18 protein-coding genes and 2 pseudogenes are annotated in these 19,271 nt (G+C 42.1%); 4 read left to right on the forward strand and 16 right to left on the reverse strand.

Going from position 1 to position 19,271, the window contains the following annotated elements; genetic code table 11:
• The first annotated feature begins 103 nt into the window (after positions 1-103).
• Positions 104-355, forward strand: a complete 252-nt coding sequence (locus tag L4C54_RS23380; protein WP_428810001.1) for a hypothetical protein — start codon at positions 104-106, stop codon at positions 353-355.
• Positions 356-672: 317 nt separating this feature from the next.
• On the opposite strand, the pseudogene L4C54_RS23385 reads toward L4C54_RS23380, so the two are convergent.
• Both L4C54_RS23385 and L4C54_RS23390 read right to left on the reverse strand, forming a co-directional pair.
• Positions 673-1,123: pseudogene (locus L4C54_RS23385) on the reverse strand (phytanoyl-CoA dioxygenase family protein); the annotation flags it as partial.
• Positions 1,124-1,398: 275 nt separating this feature from the next.
• Positions 1,399-2,286, reverse strand: a complete 888-nt coding sequence (locus tag L4C54_RS23390) for a LysR family transcriptional regulator (RefSeq protein ID WP_428810002.1) — start codon at positions 2,284-2,286, stop codon at positions 1,399-1,401.
• 99 nt (positions 2,287-2,385) lie between these two features.
• Between L4C54_RS23390 and nagE the strand changes: the two genes are divergently transcribed.
• Both nagE and L4C54_RS23400 read left to right on the forward strand, forming a co-directional pair.
• Positions 2,386-3,753 carry an N-acetylglucosamine-specific PTS transporter subunit IIBC gene (gene nagE / locus L4C54_RS23395; protein WP_428810003.1) on the forward strand — a complete coding sequence of 456 codons (1,368 nt, stop codon included), beginning with the start codon at positions 2,386-2,388 and terminating at the stop codon, positions 3,751-3,753.
• A gap of 136 nt (positions 3,754-3,889) precedes the next feature.
• Positions 3,890-4,327 carry a PACE efflux transporter gene (locus L4C54_RS23400; protein ID WP_428810004.1) on the forward strand — a complete coding sequence of 146 codons (438 nt, stop codon included), beginning with the start codon at positions 3,890-3,892 and terminating at the stop codon, positions 4,325-4,327.
• Between the two features lie 66 nt (positions 4,328-4,393).
• Here the strand turns inward: L4C54_RS23400 and L4C54_RS23405 are convergent, their stop codons facing one another.
• From L4C54_RS23405 to L4C54_RS23435, 7 genes are all read right to left on the reverse strand, one after another.
• Positions 4,394-5,185: a phytanoyl-CoA dioxygenase family protein gene (locus L4C54_RS23405; RefSeq protein ID WP_428810005.1), complete on the reverse strand. Its 792-nt coding sequence runs from the start codon at positions 5,183-5,185 to the stop codon at positions 4,394-4,396.
• A 279-nt stretch (positions 5,186-5,464) separates the two neighbouring features.
• Positions 5,465-6,634 carry a phosphoglycerate dehydrogenase gene (locus L4C54_RS23410; RefSeq protein ID WP_428810006.1) on the reverse strand — a complete coding sequence of 390 codons (1,170 nt, stop codon included), beginning with the start codon at positions 6,632-6,634 and terminating at the stop codon, positions 5,465-5,467.
• A 137-nt stretch (positions 6,635-6,771) separates the two neighbouring features.
• Positions 6,772-7,887, reverse strand: coding sequence for a phosphoserine transaminase (locus L4C54_RS23415; RefSeq protein WP_428810007.1), 1,116 nt, complete (start codon positions 7,885-7,887; stop codon positions 6,772-6,774).
• 317 nt (positions 7,888-8,204) lie between these two features.
• Positions 8,205-10,328: a TonB-dependent receptor gene (locus L4C54_RS23420; RefSeq protein ID WP_428810008.1), complete on the reverse strand. Its 2,124-nt coding sequence runs from the start codon at positions 10,326-10,328 to the stop codon at positions 8,205-8,207.
• Between the two features lie 218 nt (positions 10,329-10,546).
• Positions 10,547-12,544: a Fe(3+)-hydroxamate ABC transporter permease FhuB gene (fhuB, locus tag L4C54_RS23425; protein ID WP_428810009.1), complete on the reverse strand. Its 1,998-nt coding sequence runs from the start codon at positions 12,542-12,544 to the stop codon at positions 10,547-10,549.
• The gene (locus L4C54_RS23430; protein ID WP_428810010.1) at positions 12,541-13,437 is read right to left on the reverse strand and encodes an ABC transporter substrate-binding protein; all 897 of its coding nucleotides are present in this window, start codon (positions 13,435-13,437) and stop codon (positions 12,541-12,543) included. Before L4C54_RS23430 ends, fhuB begins: the two co-directional genes overlap by 4 nt.
• A gap of 82 nt (positions 13,438-13,519) precedes the next feature.
• Complete coding sequence (locus L4C54_RS23435) at positions 13,520-14,287, reverse strand: ABC transporter ATP-binding protein (protein ID WP_428810018.1); 768 nt, start codon at positions 14,285-14,287, stop codon at positions 13,520-13,522.
• Between the two features lie 131 nt (positions 14,288-14,418).
• On the opposite strand from L4C54_RS23435, the gene L4C54_RS23440 reads away from it, so the two are divergent.
• Positions 14,419-15,699, forward strand: a complete 1,281-nt coding sequence (locus L4C54_RS23440) for an MFS transporter (RefSeq protein ID WP_428810011.1) — start codon at positions 14,419-14,421, stop codon at positions 15,697-15,699.
• 49 nt (positions 15,700-15,748) lie between these two features.
• On the opposite strand, the gene L4C54_RS23445 is transcribed toward L4C54_RS23440, so the two are convergent.
• The 7 genes and pseudogenes from L4C54_RS23445 to L4C54_RS23475 form a co-directional block, all read right to left on the reverse strand.
• A complete protein-coding gene (locus L4C54_RS23445) occupies positions 15,749-16,492 on the reverse strand; it encodes a siderophore ferric iron reductase (protein ID WP_428810019.1) in 744 nt (247 codons plus the stop codon).
• Between the two features lie 117 nt (positions 16,493-16,609).
• On the reverse strand, positions 16,610-16,867 hold the full coding sequence (locus L4C54_RS23450; RefSeq protein ID WP_428802191.1) for a hypothetical protein: 258 nt from the start codon (positions 16,865-16,867) through the stop codon (positions 16,610-16,612).
• A gap of 2 nt (positions 16,868-16,869) precedes the next feature.
• A pseudogene (locus L4C54_RS23455) lies at positions 16,870-17,163 on the reverse strand (LysE family translocator); the annotation flags it as partial.
• Positions 17,164-17,429: 266 nt separating this feature from the next.
• Positions 17,430-17,639 (reverse strand): hypothetical protein, encoded by a 210-nt coding sequence (locus L4C54_RS23460; RefSeq protein WP_428810012.1) that lies wholly within the window; start codon positions 17,637-17,639, stop codon positions 17,430-17,432.
• 38 nt (positions 17,640-17,677) lie between these two features.
• Positions 17,678-17,938 carry a cyclin family protein gene (locus L4C54_RS23465; protein ID WP_428810013.1) on the reverse strand — a complete coding sequence of 87 codons (261 nt, stop codon included), beginning with the start codon at positions 17,936-17,938 and terminating at the stop codon, positions 17,678-17,680.
• Positions 17,939-18,279: 341 nt separating this feature from the next.
• The gene (locus tag L4C54_RS23470; RefSeq protein ID WP_428810014.1) at positions 18,280-18,495 is read right to left on the reverse strand and encodes a hypothetical protein; all 216 of its coding nucleotides are present in this window, start codon (positions 18,493-18,495) and stop codon (positions 18,280-18,282) included.
• Positions 18,496-18,677: 182 nt separating this feature from the next.
• A complete protein-coding gene (locus L4C54_RS23475) occupies positions 18,678-18,995 on the reverse strand; it encodes a hypothetical protein (RefSeq protein WP_428810015.1) in 318 nt (105 codons plus the stop codon).
• Positions 18,996-19,271 lie beyond the last annotated feature (276 nt).

Consider the following 19,271-nt stretch of genomic DNA (forward strand, 5'->3'; position numbering starts at 1 on the left):
AGTTAAACATTTGGACACATTTTCATGCCAAAAGATTATTGATATCGAATGTTCCATTAATTACAATGATATCGATCAATAAATAATCATTAAGGACATAAATATGGCTACGTTTCAATTTTACAAAAAAGACAAGATTTTATTGCATTTAGATACAAACACCCCATCATTTTCAACAGAGAATGAACAACTCAAAGAGCAAGGATTTGAGCTGATAGGTGATATTGTGGAAGCTGAAAATAGTCAGATAGCGCATGAAGAATTTAAAGCTATTCATGGTGATATAAACATCACGTCGAAATCGCAAATGTTGATAGGGGTTCTTACTGCGGGAACTGGTGCGTTATCAAGCTAAGTACTAAGTCATATTCGACGCTGGTCAGTACAATTGTTTTTCAACTGTACTGACTTGTGTTTACTTAAAGCCAATCGGCTAATGAGATGCCTAAATCACGGATTGAATGCCTCACTTTCTCAACCGTCACATTTGCATTTAAGTGGTTTCAGCTTCATGAGAGGGATTCATTTCCTCCATTAGATGGGTGAGAAAAACGAAATAATGCTCATTTAAATGCCCAACCTACAGGCTGTTCACTATCCTCTTGCCGAGTCGTAACCACGGTTTCCAATAGCAGGATTATTATTTCTTAATCGGAGTCACCCAACCACAGTTTATTGAGAACAAGCCGTCGAATTAAGATGCAACGTGTTCATAAATAATCTAGGGTCGGCAATATTATTCAAGATTGATTGAGTAGGTAAACAATCGACGTAGTCAACGTAATCAGCCGAAGAATCAAAAATTAAAATATCCAAAGCCAAACGATCCAATCTGTATAGACCTCTATGGATCATGTTTGCTGAAAAAACTAACAAGTCACCCGCCGCTAATGCAATCTGCTTACCACCAAAGATGGCATCACTGCTTATGCGTTCCGGGTATGATCTCCATACCGGGCTCATCAAATAAGGGGATACGAAGATGCAACACTTGCGTTTCTAGTATTACTTTCATCGGGTCTTTAATATCATAGTCATATTGGCAGTCTAGATGCCAGAAGTCTTTTCGTTGTGAATTCACTGGGTTGAAGAACAGCTGTGTATTCATGAACGCTGGCTTATTTGAGCACAGTACCTTGGTAAGCGAGTGGCGGAAGTGGTGAGAAAGCTCACTAAGTCAGAGTAATATCATGCATGCTGATTGAACCGAAATATAGCCCTACATTACTTATAGGGCTTTAATTTTATGATTTACAATAAGATCAAAGCCATCGCCAAGAGATCGTCTGTGCTACTTTCTAATACGAAAATACCCTATTACGAGCGAATCTATTCGAGTTTTACACTTCATCGTCATTGACTTAATCTATTTATTCTAATTTTTGGAGTCTAAAAAGACTAACTACAGTCTTGAATGATCATCAACTTCAATATTTCTCTAACAGAAGTAAATAGATTATCAATGACACCTACATTTTGAATGATATCAACACTTTCAATCCACCCGAGATGTTCATGCTCTAAAACTAAAGGGACTAACTTTCCTTCTTCAATCGCTGATTTAGCTATCGGGGACGGTAAAATGGTCCAACCTAATGAGGCCTTAGCCATTTCTAAAAGTACATAGTAGTTATCGGCATACCAGATATCAGGAGAAAGGAATAACTGTCTAACCTCATTTGACTTATTTTTAGGCTCTATTTTCAATTGTCGATGAAGCTTTAATGAGTCCTTAGTAAGCTGAGCCCCCATAGCTAAGGGGTGTTCAGGGCTCACATACGCTTCAAACTTAATTGACCCTATATTCTCAGAGCTCATTTTATTGGGCTGTAAGTACTGACTAAATACGACTCCTATCTGCGCACGATCATTGGCTACTAGCTCTAACACATCATGACTATTCGCAATAAGTACTTCTAGCTGCAAATGAGGATAGTTCGTAACTAACTGGGGAAGTAATGTTGCGAGTTTCGAATAAGGAGCTCCTTCATCTAATGCAATGGTAACTTTCTCTGATTCGTTTGCATTAAGAGCGTCTAATTGTATCTCTAAACGGCGGTGTTGCTCTACAACAGCTGACGCATATGGCAACAAGTTCATTCCTGCTTCTGTCAATTGAGGATAGCGACCACTTCTGTCAAATAACGTCTGATTACAGTCAATTTCCATATTAATTATATTTTGACTGATCGTAGATTGCGCCTTCCCCAGCTCACGAGCTGCTCTAGAAAAAGACCCCGCTTTTACCGTAGCAGTAAAAGAGAGTAGTTGTTCCAAGTTCAACATATCGTTCCTATCGATGGATAGTAATTTTTATGGAGGTTAAACATCCGTAATAATGAATGCAATTACTTTTATCTGATTTATTAATATTTGGAGAATTCAATGAATGTACTAGGTTATCTACAAAGACTAGGGAAAGCCTTGATGTTGCCCATTGCCACCCTTCCCATTGCAGGAATTTTGTTACGCTTAGGACAACCTGACGTATTAGATATCCCTTTCATCGCAGAAGCAGGTAATGCCATTTTTAGCCAATTGCCACTCTTGTTCGCTGCAGCCCTTGCTGCCGGTTTGAATAAAGATAATGATGCAGCAGGGGCCATTGCAGGTATTGTTGGCTACTTTGTACTAACCGCGGCTCTTGCTGTTTTAGATCCAAGCCTAAATTTAGGTGTCTTTGGTGGCGTCATCATGGGTGTAACAGCCGGTGAGTTATATCGTCGCTTCCATACTATTCGTCTTCCTGAGTTTTTAGGGTTCTTTGCTGGAAAGCGATTTGTTCCTATTGTCACCGGTGTTAGTGCATTAGTTATAGCTCTCATCATGAGTGTTGTATGGCCAACTGTCAGTGCAGGTATCGACACCATGAGCAACTGGATGCTAGAGAGTGATGTTGGAGGTAAATTTGGATATGGCTTCGTTAATAGGATGCTATTGCCTATTGGTTTACACCATATTTTGAATTCAATCGTTTGGTTTGGTATGGGCGAATATGAAGGAGTGACGGGTGAAATGTTACGTTTTGCTGCTGGCGACCCATCGGCAGGACTTATGCTGTCAGGTTACTATGTAGTGACTCTATTTGCTTTACCTGCAGCTTGTTTAGCCATCTACCAATGCGCACATAAAGATAAAAAAGCAGCCGTTGGAGGCATGTTAGCTAGTATCGCATTCACAGCGTTTTTGACCGGTATTACAGAGCCTATCGAATATACATTTATGTTCCTAGCTCCTGTTTTGTACTTATTCCACGCGGTACTGACCGGTCTAGCATTAGTTGTCGCCGCCGCACTTGATATTCACATGTCATTTGGCTTCTCTTCTGGACTAATTGATTACTTTATATTCTTCAATGCGCCAGCTGCGAATAATGCATGGATGCTCATACCACTCAGCTTAGCCTTTGCGTTTGTTTATTACACTCTATTCATGTTTGCCATCAAACGTTTTGATATTAAGACACCAGGTAGAGAAGACGAGCAAGAAATAACCGTTGTCGCGTCAGAAAATGAAGACGAGTTAGCCCAACAGTACTTATTGGCATTGGGTGGTAAATCTAACTTAGAGTCCATTGATGCATGTATTACTCGCCTACGCTTGACGCTTATTGATCCAAGCCTAGTTGACGAAAGCACATTAAAGCAATTGGGAGCAAAAGGAGTAGTAAAAGTAGGAGAAAAGAATCTACAAGTTGTTCTAGGCCCTCTTGCAGAAATTATGGCTGGTAAAATGAAAAGCATACCAGCTTAAAGAATCAAAGGGATTCCCCCTCCTTTGTAGCTCAATTTAGTCAAAATGAGCGCCGGAGAGTAACTTAGCTCTCCAAACTTGGTGGCCATTCTTATGGCCACCTTCTTAAGTTACAGGCCAGAAAAAGAGTATATTTATGACGCTGAAAGAACGTATTTTCCATGCTGTATTATTTGAAACTTTAGCAATTATGATTGTCATTCCTCTGGCCGTCTATTTCGCTAAGGTCGAAGTAAAAAGCATGTTCATAATTAGTGTTTGTATTAGCATTTACGTCATGATTTGGAATGTTATCTATAATTTACTGTTTGACCGATTTTTTGATGCTAAGAAAAAACAAACATCACTGCTATATCGAGCATTCCATACGCTATTTTTTATACTCGGCGTTGTTGCGGTTACCGTTCCTTCAATCGCTTGGTTTCTCAACATATCACTATTAGCGTCCCTATCACTAAAATCAGGGTTGATGATCATACTATTAGTGTACGCCTTTCTGTTTAATACCATATATGACAAAGTGCGTATTAATATGTTAGCAAAGTACTATCCAAATACAGATCTGTACCAATAATATTCAGAGCACTTCTTAAGGGGACTTTGTGAGCCTAGATGCTCGAATTCAACATCGCGCCACAGTTTATTGAGAACAAGCCGTCGACTTAAGATGCAACGTGTTCATAAATAATCTAGGGTCAGCCATTTTATTCAGGATGGATTGAGTGGGTAAGCAATCGTCATCGACGTAGTCAACGTAATCAGCCGCAGAATCAAAAATTAAAATATCTAGCGCCAAACGCTCCAATCCGTATAAACCTCGATGGATCATGTCTGCAGAAAACACTAATAAGTCACCCGCCGATAACGCAATCTGTTTACCACCAGAGATGTCATCACTGCTTACTTTTCCGTTCACTTCTTGGCGAACATTGTACTCTTCTTCGTTGTCCCACCGCTTATGCGTTCCGGGTACGATTTCCATACCGGGTTCATCAAATAAGGGGATACGAAGATGTAGCACTTGCGTTTCTAGTATTACTTTCATCTGGTCTTCAATGTCATAGTCATATTGACAGTCACGATGCCAGAAGTCTTTTTGTTGTGGATTCACAGGGTTGAAGAACAACTGCGTATTCATGAACGCTGGCTTATTTGGTATCACTGCATCAACCACGTCCATGATTTTCTTTGAGCTGATGAAGTCAAAAAGTCTCGCTCTATCGTCATTGGGTAAATACTCGCTTCCCGTAATTAAAGACGAGTTAAACGCTTCTTCTTGATAGAACTCTTCGTTGTCAGTTTTCCATAATTCATGAAATTTCAATATTACTTGTCTAAGCGATGAAATCTGAGTTTCATCGAAGTAATTTCTGATAACAAAATAACCTTGTTCGTCGTAACTGTTACTTAATTGTTGACTGTTTTCTACCACTGACTACCTTCACACTCTTTGTACTATTTATTGACCACAGCGATCTTGGGGGCATGATGCCAGACCGACGTCAATCAACCAAGTAACTATTTAAAGAGTAATTATTTAAAGAGCAACTCGAAACGTCGCGCTAAGAAGGGATATATTTATCAGAGGCCAATATACACTGATGGGGTTCAATGTTTATTAGCCTCTCATAATGGCTTTACTGACTTATCTTTGACTATTATTCTGATTCTTATCAATACCGTACTAAAGCTTAAAGGCGTTTAAGACCATTTATAAAGCACGTACATTGAATACATGCTCCACTTCACTTAGGGCTGCTAACAATTCAGGCGTAGGCTCTTGCTCGACATCAAGAATTGTATAGGCCACCTCGTTACGGCTCTTATTGAGCATATCAAGCACATTAATATTCAAATCAGCTAGCATTGAAAGCACCTGCCCAAGTACTTTAGGGACGTTGTCATTCGCGAAGGTAATTCGATAGCCCTCGGTACGTTCTAGTTTAATAATAGGGAAGTTAACTGAATTGGTAATGTTGCCGTTCTCTAAAAAATCAATGAGCTGCTCTGCGGCCATGATGGCGCAGTTCTCTTCAGCTTCTGAAGTTGATGCACCGATATGAGGCATCAATATGACATTATCTCGACCCAACAATGATGGGGTTGGGAAGTCAGAGACATATTTGCTCAAGTATCCTTTTTCAAGTGCGGTGATCGCGGCATCGGTATCAACAATCTCTTTTCGTGCGAAGTTTAACAGCACCATCCCTGGCTTTGCAGAAGCAAGAACCTCACTGTTTATAAGACCTAACGTTGCCTTAAGCGCTGGCACGTGCACTGTGACAAAATCACACTTCGCAACTAATGATTGCAGATTCTCTGCACGTTCTATATCACTCGATAATCGCCATGCCGCTTCGACACTCAATGCAGAATCAAAACCAATCACTTTCATTCCAAGATCTATCGCAGTATTCGCAACCGATGCTCCAATGGCACCTAGCCCGATAACACCTAACGTCTTGCCTTTAATTTCAGAGCCTGCAAAGCGCTTTTTCTCTTTCTCAAGCAGCTTATCCATTGCGTCTGCATCGGTCATATCCGTCAAGCTTTCTGAATAAGCAATGCCTTCATTAATATCGCGAGAGGCCAGTAGTAACCCGGTAAGAACCAACTCCTTTACCGCGTTTGCATTTGGCCCTGGTGTATTGAATACAACTATCCCCTGCTCTGTGCATTTATCAATTGGAATATTGTTTACCCCAGCACCGCAACGAGCGATAGCCTTCACGCCATCGCAAATCGGCTCTTCATGAAGTTTTTGGCTGCGAAGTAAAATTGCATCAGGATGGCTGCACTCACTCGATACTTCGTAGTGCTCCCTTGGGAAAATATCGAGCCCTTTGGCCGAGATAGCATTGTAGGTTTTGATCAGTTTCATATGTGTTTCACCTTAAGTTGAAATTCCATTTCTACTTATCAGTCACTTAACCTGTCTCACTACTAGCCATTTTATGTTGCGCTAGAGACAACAAAGCAACTGACTTATTCGTTAAATAAAGCCAGATGCTTCTATTTTTATTTGGTGACTTCTGCGTACGCCCAGTCTAACCACGGTAGTAGCGTTTCTAAGTTAATCGCATCAACCGTTGCCCCAGCCCAGATTCTAAGACCAGATGGCGCATCTTTATAGGCTCCAATGTCGTAAGCGACGCCTTCGCTATCAAGCCGTTTAATCATATCCTTTAGCTGATCAGCATTAACATCGAGCTTAAAACAGACACTGGTATTGGAGCGCTCACTTTTGTTTTTCGCAAGAAAATGAATCCAATCTCTCGACTCGACAAAGTTAGTCAGTACAGAAAGGTTGTCTTGAGATTTTTCAATAGCAGCGTTCACACCACCGATTTTCTCAATCCAATTGAGCGCATCAAGGTAATCGGCAACACATAACATCGACGGTGTGTTGATTGTCGCGCCTTTAAAGATACCTTCAATTAGTTTTCCGCCGCTGGTCATACGGAAAATTTTTGGTAACGGCCAAGGTGGCGTATAAGATTCTAATCGCGCCACTGCACTTGGGCTTAGCACTATAATACCGTGTGCTCCTTCACCGCCGAGTACTTTCTGCCAGCTAAAGGTCACAACATCAAGCTTGTTCCACGGCATCTCCATTGCGAAGACTGCAGAAGTAGCATCACAAATGGTCAACCCTTCACGATCATCGCTAATCCAATCGCCGTTCGGAACTTTCACACCAGACGTTGTGCCATTCCAAGTGAAGATGATGTCATTATTAAAGTTTGCTTGTGTAAAGTCAGGAAGCTCTCCGTATTCAGCTGGATACGAATTCACATTGTCTAATTTAAGCTGTTTAGTGATATCAGCTAGCCATCCTGAACCAAATGATTCCCAGTGAAACACATCGACTGCGCGCTGACCTAAAGCCGACCACATCACCATCTCCATCGCGCCAGTGTCAGACGCAGGCACGATACCCACACGGTAATCGTCTGGAATACCTAACAGTTCTTTAGTTCTATCAATAGATTCAGCTAATGCTGCCTTGCCAATAGCGCTGCGATGCGAGCGACCTAATGTTGATATATCAAGTTTAGAGATGTCATAGCCTGGGCGTTTAGCACAAGGTCCAGAAGAGAAGTTTGGGTTCTGAGGTTTAATTTGAGGTTTCATAAGCTCCCTGCCTATAAGACGAATGTTGAATATCTATGCAAAATAATCTCAGTAAACGCCACCTGTTGGCAATAGGGTAGTCTTAATTTGTTTAAAATAATGGGGGCTACAGGGGGATCGCCAAACGAAGACGCAATTTCATCAACAATAATTACTCAGTTTAGAGAGGTATGCCCTTTTTAGTATTGAGAACAGTCAAACGAAAAAGATGAAATAGAATTTAATAAAAAAGGACCATCAGGTCCCTTTTTAATTAGTTATCGTCAACCAACTAGGTAAACAATAAAGACATCGTTATTCAATTAAATAACGAGTCGTTAGTATTTTACTTGGTAGTTTAGCGTGTAAGTTCGGCCGCGACCTTGGTAATTAAACATGTCTGAATCACCGTACCAGTACGTTGCACGTTGGCTCCAAGTTGTTTGGTAACTTTCATCAAATAAGTTCTTGATACCAAAGCCTAGGCTACCCACAGGAAGCTGGTAGCTACCAATTAGATCTACAACGGTATAGCCTTCAATCTTACGGCTGTCTGCATCTTCATAATCAAACGCTGTTAGGCTTTGTAGCTTCACACTGTAGTCAGATTCGTACCAACCCACCCAAGTACTCGCCTTAGACGTACTTGCGCTCATTGCTTCGTAGTCTTCCCAACCGTTATCACCCTCTTCTTCAGAGACAACATAGTGACCAGACGCACCAAGCTGTAGGTTATCCATTACCCAATATGATACTTGCGCTTCAGCGCCGTAAACACGAATCGGGTTAGAGATACCTTTAATCGATTGATCATCTGCATACTCAACAGAACCGTCTGAATACGAGTAGTATGCTGCGGTTTGGAATGAAAGCTCGTTATGGTCATATCGGTAACCTAACTCGTAGCTGTCTGTTTTGATGCCTTCTAGCTTGGTATCATTAACATTAACACTGGCATCTTTACCGTAGTATTTGGCTGGGTTTGCTAAGTCGAAACCTTGTGAGAAGTTTGCCCATGCCTGAGATGCCAAAGATAGCTGATAAATCGTACCTATATTGAATAGGCTTTCTGAGTAATCGGTTTCGCCGCCTGGAACAAAGTCTGAACTCGAGTCTTTTTGGAAGTCAGAGATCTCAGTGTTCATATACTGGTAGCGGTAACCGCCTTGCAAAGTCCAATCATCAGTCAATGCGTATTCAGCCTGTAGGAAACCAGCAAGTGCTTGAGTATCAACACCAGGGTAACGACCAGCCATTTCATCGATTTGGTTAACTAGACCACCAGAGCCTTCTGTTATGGATTGGTCATACAACGCATTGTCACTATCGAAGCTATCGATAAAGCCATCAACCCCGTAGGTCAGGTTAAGGGCATTAAACGACTTATTCAGCGCCGCTTTAAGTGAAATAATGTCAGTGCTTTGCTTAGAAGAGCTGGTTGCTAACGTTGATCTACCCGCTGAAGTGTACGGCATAAACGTATGCTCTTCAGAACGGTAAGATAGCTCTGTAATCAACTGATGATTAAGGAAATCAGTGTTGTTGTACACCGCACTTAACATGACACGTTCTGTACCTTGTTGGCGATCCGCAGCATAGCCTTCACGCACGTCAACGAATTGGAAGTTACCATCGGCATCTTTTTCAAAATAGAGGCCGTAAGGAGTATCTTGCTGGCTATCGTAATATTGAGCCAGTAATTGTAGGTTCTGATTCTCAGCTAAATTGATCTGCACGTTACCTAGTAGATCAATCGTTTCATTAAACTGAGTCGAGCCTTGGGTAATATCTGGAGTGACCATATCACCATTGGCATCGTAGTAAGCCTGAGTGCTTGTATAGGCCACAGATGCACGACCTTGTACTTTCTCATTTCCGCCCGAGATTGATTGCGCAAGCTTGTAGTCAAAGTCTTCGCTACCATTAAAGCCAGACGTTCCACCTACATAAGTTTCGAACTCTAGCTCTCCACCAACGGCTTTCTTAGTGATAATGTTGATCACACCGCCACTCGCACCCGCGCCATAAACAGAACTCGCACCCGACAGTACTTCAATGCGCTCAATGTTGAATGGGTCAATCGAATCTAATTGACGACTAATTGAACGGACTGATTGCAGCGATACGCCATCAATCATAACCATGATGCTGCGACCACGTAGATTCTGACCTGAGTGAGTACGACCACCACTACTTACGTCAAGAGACGGAATCGTTGCTGCTAGGATTTCATCTAGATTTTTACCACCACGATATTCCTGCTCAATCTGTTCAGCATCGATATACCAAACTGTACCTGGAATTTCGCTGATCGCTTTCGGAGTTCGGCTTGAAACAACGACCATTTTTTCTTGGGTTGTTGTGTACTCTTCAGCTTGGACGAGTGAAGGTACAAAGCTTGTTGCTGACGCTAACGCAACTGAAATTAAAGACAGTTGAAACTTTCCTTTGTTAACTTTCATTATTTTTCTCTTATTATTAAATATGACCACCGCACTTGCGGATGATAATCATACTCATTCGCCACTCCATTACCATCATTATTTGTAACTATTTGTATGAAATGAATTTTACGGCCTAAGAAATAAGCACAATAAACCGGCAAAGAAAAAGCCAGCTGAATTCTTCAATCCAACTGGCTTTAATACATTTGTTATCAGCTATATAGAGCTACATCTAGTTACTTCCTCATCAAGTAAAGGAAGTAGCCGCCACCGATAAGAGAAGCTAATAACCCAGCAGGGAACTGCCATGGGAACCATAGAGTTCGCCCTAGCCAATCAGCTAATAGCATTAATATTCCACCTAATAGGCTTGCAGTGACCAATTGATTTGACGCTTTATATTGATGTAATGAACGAGCTAGATGCGGTGCTAACAACCCGATAAAACTCAGTGGACCAATCACGATAGTGCAAAGCGTTGTCATTGCCGCAACAAGGAGCAAAAGCAAAGCTCTAACTTTTCGACAGTTTATTCCGACACTTGCGGCCCCAACCTCCCCTAGCCCAATGAGATCAAACCATCGATGACCCGCTAACGCCGCAGATCCAAGAATAACAACACCAATGAGGAGTAAATACACGTCAGACATTGCGACCAGATACGTTGAACCAGAGAGCCATGTAATCAGTGCCGTTACGTTGTCTTGCCCAGACGACATCGCGATACGCAACAATGCATCGAGACCTGCGCTCAAAGCAATTCCAGTTAATAGCATTTGTGTTGGCGCAAAGTTTTGCTTCTTACCCATCCACCAAATAATACTAGTGACAAACAGTGCTCCTGCGGTTCCCAATAGCATTTGCTCATGTCGATCTACAGCGATACCCAGAACAGCACCTAGTACTAAGGCTAACGCTGCACCCGAACTAATACCTAATATCTCAGGGCTGGCCATAGGGTTGGTCGATACTCGTTGAATGGCCGTACCTGCGATCGCCAGACCAACACCTGCGAGCATGGCAATAGATGCTCTTGGAATGCGCAGTTCCAATATCGACATACTTCGAGCGATATTCCAGCCTTGTGAGTCTTTACCAACGACTAAAACAAAAGCCAAAACGATAAATAGTAAAGGAAGCAGAACCATAAGCGCTGTCGATAACTGACGAGTGCGGTAATGTGTGAATGACTCATCTCTAGCCTTGAGATCGGACTGCATCACTTTACGATTTAATAACCAAAGCAAGAAAGGCGCACCGATTAACGCGGTCATGGCTCCGGTAGGCAGCATTTCTCCACCGACACCCGAAAATGGCTGAATGATCAGGTCAGCAATCAATAGCATGAGTGAACCAATAGCACCGCTAGCTACGATTTGATAACGAAGCCTTCGCACCCTAAGCATGCGAACTAGTGCAGGTGCAACAATACCGACAAAGCCAATCAAACCAACTTCACTCACCACTGCGGCGGTGATAGAGATTGCTAAGACTAAACACGTTACTTTAATGGCTTTAACATTAACTCCAATAGAGTTGGCAACACCATCGCCAAGCTGTAACGCTGACAACGGACGCTCGAGTAGCAATAGTAAAGTCAAAGGAACTATAATCAGCGGTAGCAGTGTCGTGACACTCGACCAACCATTTTGATTCAGGGTGCCGGCACCCCATACAAAGACACTGGTCAGATGCTGTTCGTTTAGCAGCAACAGCATGGTATTGAGTGAACCAAAGAACAGGCTAATCACCATGCCAGCCAATACCATGTGAACGGGCGAAAACCCTCGCTTTGCCGATAACACAAAAACCAACGCTGTTGCTAAACACCCACCTAGAAACGCAGGAATAAATTGGCTACCAATTAGGGTTAAGTTAGCAGGAATCAGCAATATGCCCAGTATCATCCCCAATTCAGCCCCTGCAGCAACGCCAAGAGTCGTTGGAGATGCAATTGGGTTACGCAAAACAAACTGCATAACACAACCTGCCACCGCCAATGAAAAGCCACACAAAATGGCTATCGTCAAACGAGGAAGATACGTGAGATTAACGATAAGATGCTGATAGTTCGTCGAATCATAATGAAAGGCCGTTTGCCATAGTAAGCCAAAGCCTTGAGAATACGGCACTGTCCATTGAATGAGAGCCAGAACAACGCCAAAGAGTGCGACAACGGCGAGCCCTCTGTTATGACTCTTCATTTTTGGTTTTTCTAATACTTCTGTATTCATTCGTTATTTAGTAATTGTTTCGTAATACTGTCACTGAATCGCTGCGCAGCAATCAAACCACCAAATGTCCAAATTGGCGGCAGCTCATAGACAGAGTCTGTTCGTGTAAATTTCATCGCTTGCCATAAGGGAGATTTCTGTAATTGGGCACGTTGATCCGCTTTCAATGGACCAAAGATCATGACATTGCTCTCTTGATGCTCAGCAAGCTTCTCAATACCAGCCGTAGTGAATCCCCACAGATTGGTTTTTTCTTGCCATGAATTTGTTAGCCCCATCCCTTGAATCGTCGATTGAGCCAACGAGCCTTTACTGTGAACACGTACCGTTTTGTCATTAATAAAACGTACAAACAAAAGATCCTGACTAACCAATTGGCTTTGCTTAATCTTGTTGCCATTTTCCGCAAGCAGCTGATCAGTTTGCTCTATGACACGAGTCGCTTGTTCTTGCTTGTCTAGTAACAAACCGAGCTGCGACGTCACCTGCTTTGCCGCAGCAAGTGGGGCTTTTCTGTCGCTATAAATACTAAAAACCAAGGTCGGTGCAATTTTTTGAAGTTGGCGGTGAGCCGGTGCCATATCCTCACTGATCAAAATCACGTCAGGTTTAAGCTCGCTCAATAACTCTAGATTGGGCTCTCTACGTGAGCCAACATCGGTGACTGAGTCACTTAATTCCGGCTTACTTACCCAGTTTTGATACCCCTTAACATTAGCAACGCCTTGCGGTATCACCCCTAAACTCAAGACCGTCTCGGTCAGTGCCCAATCTAGGGTGACTACTTTGATTGGCGTTTGTTCAAACACCTCTTTGCCTAATAAATGTTTTATCTCGATAGCCTGAACCGACGCTACGCAGAAAATAGACAGTAGAGCGAATATCTTTTTCACAACCTTATTCCTTATTGTTGATATCCAAAATATTGTTAGGGATCACCTATGGTGGCTATTACTTTTTATGGCTAGAAAATCACTAAGGGATATAGCTAATCGACTGACCCGTTTCTGGATGCTGAAACAGCGCCAGTTCCATTCCATAGATTTGATGTAAAACTTCGGGGGTCATGAACTCTTCAGGTGTCCCTTCAGCAATCACTCTTCCAGAATGAAGTGCAACAAGATGATCGCTAAACTTGGCCGCCATATTAATGTCATGCAGAACCATAATGACCGTCAGGCCCAATGTTTGGTTAAGCTCTCGAATAAGTGCCAGCAATTCATATTGATGGGCAACGTCTAATGCGGAAGTTGGCTCATCCAGCACAATACATTGACTCTGTTGTGCTAATAACATCGCGACCCAAGCGCGCTGCCTTTCACCACCAGATAACGTGGCAACAAACCGATCTGAAAATGTCGTAAGTCCTACTTTCTCAATCGCTTCATCCACCAGTTGATGATCTTTCTGACTGTAACGACCAAATGCGCCTTTCCACGGATAACGACCAAAACAGACCAGTTCTCTTACGGTTACACCATCAGTGATCGGTGGGTGCTGAGGGAGATAAGCGACGTTCAGTGCGAACTGCTGGCTAGTTAGGTCGGCAACATTCTCACCGTTTAACAGCACTTTTCCACTGGCAGGGCTGTTTTGGCGACTAAGCAGTTTAATCAGCGTCGACTTTCCGCAACCATTATGGCCAAGCAAGGTCGTTACTTTTCCAGTTTGGAAGGTCAAATTGGTTGATTGAAGAATATTATTTCCATCGATTTCAAACGACGTATCGAGTAATTGGTACATGAAGGCAAAAATAGTTAAGAACGAGAAGTGCGTGAACCTTACCACATACGAACGCTAATGATAATGATTTTCATATGTATTAATCATTGCTAGGATGATCATTCTATTAGTAATATCCATACGAAATATTAATGATAAGTCCTACGGAAATAAAAAATAAAAACATTCAGTTAAGTACCATTGCTCTGATCTCAGCGTTAATGGGAATTGGTCAAAACGGTTTGCTAGTTTCCTTGCCATTTCTGGTTGAGCATTCGGCTTTCTCTTTACCCGTCTGGTCCGTTGTTATCGCGATCGGCAGTTTTCTTTTTCTCCCTTCTGCGCCATTTTGGGGTCGCTTCAGTGATCGCAATGGTCCCAAATACGTGGTTATTCAAGCGTTAATTGGAATGAGCATCAGTTTTGCTCTGTTACTGCTATTTACGGTCTTGAGTGAACAAGCACCTGCTATCGCTCATTACTGGCTCGCTGGGTTGGTATTAGCTAGAATTATTTATGGCTGTACCGTTGCAGGCATGGTACCCGCCAGCCAACATTGGGCGATCATATTGTGTGGCTCAGAAAATCGATTGCAGGCCATCACTTCGGTCAGTATCGGTTTAAGTACGGGCCGATTAGCCGGACCAATACTGTCCATTCTTTTGCTCAAAGTGAATGTCTATGCGCCACTTTTCATTATGATTGGCTTTCCTTTGATAGCGTTAGTGATAGCAAGCTTGTTACCCAACCCCGATCTAGAAAAAAACCAAGAAGAGAGCAGCCAAGTAGAAAGCAATAAGTCCGATATTCACCCTGCACAGGTTTCAGGTGACTCGAACGCATCGACCTCCCCATGGACCTCTCTATTTTCTATCTGGCCTTTCCTTATGTCCGGATTGTTACTCTGCGCCGTCATTGCTCTGCTTCAATACAGCTTCTCACCACTAATCGGTTCAATAACAGAGTGGCCGATTACTAAGATCAGTGATGCGATTGGTGTTTTACTGACAATAAGCGCAGCGGTCACCCTTCTTACTCAACTACTCGTGATTAAGAAAAAGAAACTCGATCTAATGTTGATATTTAAGGTGGGAGCGACGTATTTAACCTTCGGCTTCGTCGTCTATTTAAGTGAGAATATTTGGTTATTCCCAATCGGCATGGCCATTAGCTCGTGCGGTGCTGCTCTTCTTGTACCGGCTTATACCGCAATGGCGTCTCACGCGAACCTCAGTAGCCCAGGGATCACCGCTGGCTACATATCGATGTCGCATACATTGGGTTATGGTGTGGCTTCTTTACTCGCTTTCACTTCAACACTGGATCCTACCTATCCGGTCGTTATCTGTATTTTACTTTCCGCAACCATTATGTTTATCGCTTGGCTACTACGCCCGAGCGCTAATGTGCTTGAAAGCGATAAAGCTAAATAACTACATAATTAAATGACTAAAGATTTGAAAGACAAATCAAGGCTAAGAATTAGCGAATAATTAGCTTTTTATTTTTAGGTTCACGTGGACAGTCTGCGCAGAGCTTTCGGCCCTCACATTTGTAGACTAAACAGCAACTCGTACGTACTAGTTTGAGTTGATTAGATTCAGAATCAACGGATAACGATTGAAGAAGTTTTTCTGGAAGGTTACATGCACGGAGCCAAAGCTTTGCTTGTTCAAGGAGATATTGATTAGGCAATTCAGGTACGAACGCTTGCAATTTTATGATACAGCTAAGTAAACCATCAGCGAAAAGTCGATTGGTAAAACCGGGGCGAATTCTGGTCCATTCACTCATTTCACTACGATAGAAATTAAACAGTTCTTGTAACTGTTGTCCCGCAGACTCGATTAAATGCGTTTCAACTCCATGGATATGGTCTGGTAATTCAAATTGATAACCCGCAATAAAACCACTTTGAACAAATTGGGCAATTTTTTTGATATCAGGTAGCGCGTGACAAGCGTAGATAGAAACAAACGAGAGATAGACAGGTTGCCAGCAGAGTAAGTCCCACGTTCTTGTTAACCAATACGCACTGCCCGCCTCTGGATTTTGCTCAGCAAGCTCATCATAAAGTTTACGAATCAGCTCACTGCACTCATAGTCAAAATGCAGAATACCGTGTGTTTTGGGATTCTCAGGCAACGCCTCTAACTTTCCTGAAAGATACGGTGTTATCTGTTTTGAATACTCAAACAACTGATTATGGGTTTGATGCTGAGACAAGTCTTGTGGCAGTTCTGACGACATAGAGGTAGATATAGGCTGACTGAAGAAGAGCCTAGAATAGAGTTAAACCACCACAACCGCAATTGATTATCATTACCAACAACCCTAATTGCCCTATTTTACCCTCATTAGGCGATGCTTAACTGACTCAAGTTCAAACTCAATAACTTGCGATCGTCTCATGTCATCAACCTGCTCTAGCATTAACGTGCTATAACCTTTTCTTTTCATCCATTGAAGCGGTTCATTAAAACCGTCTTCATTGACAACAAACGACTCGCCTTTGTTGTCGCCAGTAAAGACATTCACAACCCATAACCTAGATTGAAAATCTAGAGTCTCTGCGATAGCAGCTTTTACTCTACTTAGCATACTCAACTTGCCAATAGCCAAATAGCTACACCCATCATTAGTGAGCCCGCTATTCGATTCATTAGCCTCACATTTTTTGAGTGACCAAGCATACGTTTAAGGCCTTTACCGCCAGTGGCATAGAGAGTCATACAGATAAATTCAAACAATAATATGATTGAAACAAGAACCACTAACTGGGGTGCCAAATCAACACTTTGATCAATAAATGGGGGAAGAAGAGAGATCATAAACGCCCAACCCTTGGGGTTGCCCAATGGGTGATAGTTACAAAGAAGAACAACCAAGTCCCACTTATCCACAGAATTTAGGTTAAATGAGTGACCAGTAAACGATTAACAACAGATTTAGTTAACATCCAACAAAAAACCCTCCGAAGAGGGTTATTGTCATTTGGGTAAGTACTTAGCCTTTACCTGATAAATCCATGTTCGTTGTACCCCTAACCTCTTGGCTAATGCTGTAGGTGATTCCTTATTTAGGAGTGCTTGGATAATCTCTATAGTCTGTGCTGCTGACTCATTCTGATTGAGGTAGATGTCTACCGCTTCTTCTTTATGGTTCATCTCTTGTAATGCCTAAGAATGTCACAAGGCTTAGAACCTTCCACATGTACATAGTGAGCACGTTGCCCGTCACTCCCTGCATTACGAGGAATAACCTCTCGTCCACATAGGCAGGTAAACTTGACGTTGTTACCTTTGAGTTCTAATGCTTGGCGTATGTTGACGGACTTGGTGATTGTTGCTGTTACTCTTGGGTAAGGTTTCATTGGTTCAGCTCCTATAACCGTCCTTGGCTAGTGTTAGATCAATTACATTTGTAATCAGTAGACAGCGTGTAAGACATAATATCTCGATCTATATAAATACCTGTTCGGTTATTAACAAGTGTTGTAATAGTGCTACCGCTACGATCACTGAATAGTATTAAGGTTGTGTACTCCTTAACGTCTTCCCCTTCTTTAGGAATGATTACAGGTTTGGTATAGATGAAAGCTGTATCGGTAGTCATGGATGTATCCACCACTTCACGTACTTTTGACTCACGTGAAGGTATTGATAACGTCACAGTCTCATCCTTCTTATAATCCAGAAGTATCTGATGATTACCTGAAGCCTGAGTACATAGAAGATTTGTAATATCATTCTCGAATACATTTGAAGCGGTAGCAGTAAACGGTAGAGCTAACAGCAATAAGGTTGTTAGTGCTTTCATGGTTCATAGTTCCTAATACGTATAAATATGTAGATAAAGGTGCATGAAGGTGAACGGTATGCTCACCATCATTAACGCAAATAAGAGTGCGTATCTCATAGGCTAGTACGGTGCATGACAGTGAATGCAAACCATGTCCCCTGTATGAGTCTCTTCAAACTGGTGCTCACAGTAGATGTAATTGATAGTCATAGTTACAACCCTTTATATGGTAGATCGAAGTTACCGTGATATGGAAGTAGATCTAAGCCTGTCATCAATAGAGCTGTGACGATGATAGTCATAATGATATTGAATGAACTTACCAATGGTTTATCCCTTCTCTTGTATTGGTGATAAACCATTACAGGTATTGAACCGATAGTAAGTAGTACTGCCATTGATGCCAGTAGAATGATGTTAGTAATCATGGTTCAAAGTTCCTTTAGTTCTTGGTAAGTCAGACCGAACACACTACATAGAAGTTTCTTACTAGTGCCTGTCCTGATTAGGTTCTTAACAGTAGCCTTGTCTAGTTCAGACAAAGAGACCTTTGATGATCTCCTAGCCTGTTCTAGATTGGCTCTCATTTGTTTATGAGTGATAGCCATTGCTAATCTCTACTAGGTGCGAAAGCATGAGGTGCTACATCACGACATACGTCATTGAATAGTTCGATTGATACTTGTTGCCAAGATTGAGTTTCAACTCCATCCCACTTCCCTAATACATACCCTCTGTAGTAGCGGTAATCTCCACTGTGAGGTTTAAGACCTTTCTCTGTCTGTAGTCTGTAGTGTTTAGCCCATAGCTCTGCTTTCAACCCTTTATCAAAGTATGAAGCGTATGCAGCACACTGAGGTAAGAGGTGATCATGAGCCATAGTAGGAAGTGCAGTGGTTAATAGTAATAGAGTGAGTGATGTCTTCATGTTTATAGTCCTATGGTTTGTATGGTAGGCATATCGTTAGCCCCACAGTGGTGATGTTGTAGAAGTAAGCCATGCTGCTGATAGCGATAGGATTAGTACTGCTGTTAGTGTTAGTGCTTGCATGTCTTAGTTCTCTGTAGTGCTGAATGAAACTGTACAGTAGAGCTATACAATTAGGATTACTAGAGCTAAGGCAAATGTTTTAGAAAGTTTTATGTTTATGATTTACATGGGGTATTAGAGGGAAAGCCTAGGGTAGAGGGCAAAACATAGGGG

It is taken from the genome of Vibrio lamellibrachiae (genome assembly GCF_050337265.1).
Taxonomy (GTDB): domain Bacteria; phylum Pseudomonadota; class Gammaproteobacteria; order Enterobacterales; family Vibrionaceae; genus Vibrio; species Vibrio kyushuensis.